Raw genomic sequence first — 5,318 nt, 5'->3', positions numbered from 1 at the left:
GAAGACTGCGTGAGGTCCCCGCCCAACAGATGGTTCGTGTGTTCGGCCACCTCTTCGACATTGCGGCACAAGCGGACACCGATGCTGCCGCTGCCGATGGCTGGCTTAAGAACTACCGGCAGCCCGACCTCCGCTGCAAAGCTTTGAACCTCCGTCGCATTCGCTGCCAAGCGATAAGCAGGCATTGGAACATCGGCCTCCGCGAGGAGCTGACGTTGAGTGTACTTGTCGCAGCATCTTTCAATGGATATGGGGTCCGGCCCCGGCAGATCGAAATGCTGGCAGAGCTTGCCAACTGTCGCAGAGACTGACTCGTCACTGCCCGCAAAGCCCGTAATGCCAGCAATGTCATACCTCACGCTTAACCGGGAACATTCGCGGATCAGCGCATCAAGATTGCCTGAATCGACTTGGATTGCCTCAAGCTTTTCGGCCGCAAGATAATCGTATTGAGTTGGGTCGGCCGACAGGGTAATTGGACGAAGACCAAGACGCTGAGCCGCTTGGACGTACCGCAGGCCTGTATCCCTTGGATGGCCTTCAATCAGGATGAGCGCTCTCTGTTCCATTGGCGATGACCTCCATTGCGTGCTGTGCGGCGGTCTCAGCGTAAACAGGCTTCAGCTTTGTAGCCGTGCGACCCCGGACACGTACTAAGTACCAGCGTCAGCGACCTGCAGTCGCAAAGGTTCTGTAAATTTGTTTGAAGGACCTGTTACACGACTGAATTGGTGGGTTTCTCGGTGGTGTCGCGGCATAGCAGGGCGCCAAGCCCTCGAGCCTGAGCTCGAACCGCGACCGGGACCCCCAATTCCGTCACGTGGATCGGCGCTCCCCATTTTCAGGTGGATCGCAATAGAGCACATGAGCTGACAGAGCGCTTGGTGATGTGTGCTTCACGTGTTTTTTACCGGTTGGGCGTCCGGAATAAGGGGACAGTCTCCTCGATTGCTTCTTCGACCAGCAGGTTTGTGGTATTTGACCGGCTAGGTGCTAAACCGCTGGGCGAGATCGACGCGCGTCGGTACACAGATCGCGCCGTTCGTGAATCCATATGGGTTCGGTCGGCAAATCCATCAGTGATTGTCGGGTCTGTCGCATACCAGTCACGGTGGAGTGCTGCGTGGCTATCAGCTGCACTCTCACTTAAAGCTTTGATCATTAGGCAAAACATCTTTTTGCTGTGGCCCTTTTGCGCAGTTGGCACGACCTTTGAAGCTCAATTGTCGCGAGGCGGCAGGGCTGCCGACCGATCTTCATGCCGTGGGACACCTCGCGTCCCTCGAGGAAAGAAGGAAAACAGATGTCAGATCAGTGCCAGAACGCATTCCGTGGGAAGGCGGGGATCGGCAAATCCACGGCTGCTAGAGTTCGCTCGCTGCTCCTGTCCGCCTTAGGCAGAACCATCTTATTCATTGGCTGCGACCCCGAGGCCAGAGGTCAGTGAGGTGGACAATGGCGGCAGCAGATGCAAAGCGCGGCAGCATTCAGGGAACCAAGCATGATTTTACGGGAGCGTACAACCGCACTTGGCCGCATGCCTATTTTCGCGCGCATCTGGCCCTAGATTATGTGATTTCAGATCGGGCTAAGCCGGTCTTCGAAGGGATATTCGCCAAGTACCGACGCGTTCGAAAAAAGACTAAGCTGAAAATCGTGGACGTCGGTTGTTCCTATGGCATAAACGCTGCGCTACTTCGCACGGACCTCGATCTCGATGATCTGTATGCTGCCTACCTGAAATCCGGAGGATCGCTCTCGGGCCGACAGGAGATCGAGCATCGCGCTTTCTTTCGAGATCGTGGTCTCCGCGATGACATCCAGTTCATCGGCGTGGACCCCTCATTCCGGGCTGTTAAATATGCGCAGAGCATGGGCCTGCTGGAGTCTGGCATCCCGGCAGATTTGGAATCCCGCGATTTGAGCGTTAAGGAACGCTGCGCCCTCGTCGAATCAGACATCATCATCAGCACAGGCTGTGTGGGCTACGCCACCGAGCGAACCTTTGCACGCGTCTATGACGCCTCGGCGACCTCACGCCCGTGGGTCGTCGCCTTCGCAATGCACCCCTTCAGTTACGATAAGATCGCCACGGCTCTTGAGGGCTTCGGGTTGGAAACCAAACTGGCAGCCCAGTTCAGACAGCGCCAGCGCCGCTTCTCCACACGGGCGGAACGGCGGGCAATCCTGAAGGGTATGAGAAAACTCGGTATGGAAGATCACCTAGAGCGCACGACCGGCTATATTTACGCGTCCTGCTACATCTCCGCGCCGCCGGGCGAAGCTGACCTGCGCGCCCATTCGGGTGATCCATGTTGAACGTTAGGGCATGCCTGGTCTTGAGCTACGGTGGCGGGCGAAGCTGATCCGTGTGCGCAGACAAGTCGACGAGACGGGAGCGAGCGGCGCATCGACCCAATGGCTCTCGACATGTGCAGGGCGCTGATTCGACACAAGACACGCCGTACACGGGGGCATGAGTCTGCCGCGTTTGGTAGCTGTAGCCAACATCTACGCCATGCTCCGATACGGACAGCATCGTTACTAACTCGCAATAGCGAGTTGCATTGTCGCGCAGCAGTCCGACTTGGCGTGAGAGGCGAAGCTGATCATTCAGAATTCAAATTGTCGGGTCCACTCACGTCGGGTTGAAGACGTCCATGTTCGCAAGCCGACACGCTGAGGTAAGTATTCCGCCGCTGCTACGCTAACCACATGCGTTCCAGTCTAGTCAGCACAACCTCTTCGTGGCACGCCGATTGCAGGGAGACGGTTGAGACACAGGGTCCCGGCAAGCTGTTCACCTCGATCGGAGAATCCGAGCGACGTATAGCGGGCAACCATCAAAGGAGTGGATTATGCGAGTAGCAGTCGTGTGGAATCATGATCATACGGGCGTGATCAACCGGTTCGGTAACCCTTGTCAGGAAGAATACGGTCGCAAGATGCTCGAAAACATCGTGGGGGCGCTGCAAGGGAGAGGCCACGAGACGCTGCTGTGCGAAGGGGACAAAGGGCTGCTCGCTACGCTCGAGCGGTTCATGCCACCCGATCCGCAAGCCCGGCCCTCCGGAATGGTCTTCAACATGGCCGCTGGAATCCAAGGCGATTCTCGTCTCACCCACGTTCCAGCCATGCTCGAGATGGCCGGCGTCCCGTACACTGGATCGAGCCCGCTCGGGCATGGGCTGGCGCTTGACAAGGTTATTACCAAAAGGCTCATTCGCGATCGCGGTGTCCCAACTCCGAACTTCCGCGTGATGCGACGCGGCACCGAGAGTACTGGCGACCTGCGATACCCAGTGGTAGTGAAGCCGCGACACGAATCCCTCAGCTGCGGATTGCAGCTCGTACATGAACCTGCACAGTTGCGGCAAGCCGTGGAAGTGATCGTCACGCAATATGCACAGGATGCCCTCGTGGAAGAATACATCGACGGGCGGGAAATATACGTCGCGCTACTCGGAAACAAAGAACCGGAGGTGTTGCCTCTAGTGGAGCAGGACTTCGGCGACCGCGAATCGCGAATTGTGAGTTGGGAAGACAAGCAGCACATGGCAGTCGCGGCGCCGCAGGCTATCTGCCCGGCGCGGATCGATAGTAAGCTTGCGACGGCCCTGCGGGATATTTCGGTTGCGGCCTTTCGTGCCTGCCAATGCCGGGACTACGCCCGCGTTGACCTCCGGATCGACCGTTCCGGCCGGCCGTTTGTCCTGGAGATCAACTCCATGCCGGCGCTCGGGACGAACAGCTTTTATCCCCTGGTCGCGAGGGCCGCCGGATATAGCTTCTCAAGCTTAATCAATCGCATGCTCGATGTTGCCTACACGCGGTATTTCGGAGTCGGTATTCCCCAAAGCTGACGCACGTCGATTTTCCACCTGGATACTGCCGCGTCTGCCATTGAGCAGCTACACTCGGGATCGTGCCAACTGGTACGGCCGGCATGAAGGACCAGTGGACTTGGGGACCAAACCGGCACGGGCGGTCCGACTGACCGCCCGCCCACTGCACGGGCACAGGCGCCGATGGCGAAGGCGACATATACAAGCCGGCGCAGGTCGCCACATGCTCAAATCGGACCCCACACTATGTTCGGCGTCGTCGCCTGCGCCACAACAGTGGCAGAGGCGATCCGCCGAGCAATACAACATAGTCATGTCTGGACGGCGCCCGCCGATCAAGGGTTTGTTTTCGGCAATGGGACGTTCGCGGGTGCGGTCATGTCTCCGGCCTGTTGTTGCAGTACTGTGACCGCTGGCCCTGATGGTGTCCGCTGATCCATTGGCCTGATCAAGAGAACGAGCTCGAAGCTCCGACTACGTTGCAGGCTTCGGGATATGTCCTCGTCTGTTCCCATCACGGTCATTGTCACCCTCGATTCTGGACCGCGGCCTCAGCCGTTTTTCCGTTACGCCGGCGTGGCGGCATAGCGTGCGTCATTACGCATGAGCGCGAAGGCGAGCGGGCGAGCTTGTTGGCGGTCGCCACGGCGACAAGCTTGAACGGCTTGGTCTCTAATCGCTGCAACGTTTGCGATGGAAGAGGACCGCGTGAGCGCAGACAACGAGCAGCTTGCGCAGATACCGGTTTCCCATCTTGGAAACTCGCCCCAGGCCGCTCCTTGCCGCCTGATGAACTTTGCCGGGGCATTAGCCCGAGGAAGGCCGCGAACACACTCGGGCCCGAGAAGGCGGAGATATCCTGGATACTTGCGGCAAGCGCAGAGGCGGTGACGGACCGATGCCAGGAACGCTCATCAGACGGCGCGCGGTCCCATCGGCTCTGGCGAGAGCCAGAATGGCCTGATCGCTTTGTCCGATCTCATGATCGAGTTCGTTCAGCCGACGCACGACAGGCAAAAGCGCGGAGCCGGTGCTCCTTCAGATGAGTGCTCGACAGCAGCCATCTTGGCACGCCTCTCACGAGAATGATGCAGTTGCGGGCGCCGTCCACCCCATCAGCGAGCGTGAGGAGTTTGTGCCTCCGAATTGTTCGGAAACCGGCACACCAGGGTACAAGTATTCCGCTGACGTGCGAAGCACATGCAGTTGCCCCTTCTCGTACACAACGTTTTAGGTGGCACGCGGATTGCATGGGAGATGGTACACTCGGCCGAACCGACCTGTCGAAGCCGGACTGGCGTTAGCAAAGCACGCCTCCCGCGGTGGGCAAAACAGCCGAAGCCCTGTCGCGAAACAAGCGGATATATTGGAGTATCTCAGTGCGGGCCATATCTGAACTCGCCGAGTTCGTTAGCAGCTACCCAGGAAGTGCACTGCCTGCGGCGACACGGCGTACAATCTCGTTGCTCATAT

Annotated in this window: 4 protein-coding genes; 2 read left to right on the top strand and 2 right to left on the bottom strand. The window is 58.5% G+C overall.

Translation table 11 applies throughout. From position 1 onward, the window contains the following. The coding region (locus EN738_RS30295; RefSeq protein ID WP_127286829.1) for an ATP-grasp domain-containing protein at positions 1-569 on the bottom strand (569 nt) is incomplete at its 3' end. Between the two features lie 886 nt (positions 570-1,455). Here EN738_RS30295 and EN738_RS30285 point away from each other — a divergent pair. Then, complete coding sequence (locus EN738_RS30285; RefSeq protein ID WP_127241859.1) at positions 1,456-2,319, top strand: hypothetical protein; 864 nt, start codon at positions 1,456-1,458, stop codon at positions 2,317-2,319. A gap of 539 nt (positions 2,320-2,858) precedes the next feature. Next, entirely contained in the window at positions 2,859-3,863 is a 1,005-nt protein-coding gene (locus EN738_RS30280; protein WP_127241858.1) for an ATP-grasp domain-containing protein, read from the top strand. 654 nt (positions 3,864-4,517) lie between these two features. Here EN738_RS30280 and EN738_RS36835 read toward each other — a convergent pair. After that, positions 4,518-4,598, bottom strand: a complete 81-nt coding sequence (locus tag EN738_RS36835) for a hypothetical protein (protein WP_245501721.1) — start codon at positions 4,596-4,598, stop codon at positions 4,518-4,520. Positions 4,599-5,318: the final 720 nt, after the last annotated feature.

Source organism: Mesorhizobium sp. M4B.F.Ca.ET.017.02.2.1 (assembly GCF_003998955.1).
GTDB classification, from domain to species: Bacteria; Pseudomonadota; Alphaproteobacteria; order Rhizobiales; family Rhizobiaceae; genus Mesorhizobium; species Mesorhizobium abyssinicae.
Note: the sequence above shows the minus strand (reverse complement) of the source record. Positions and strands in the feature narration are given on the sequence as shown.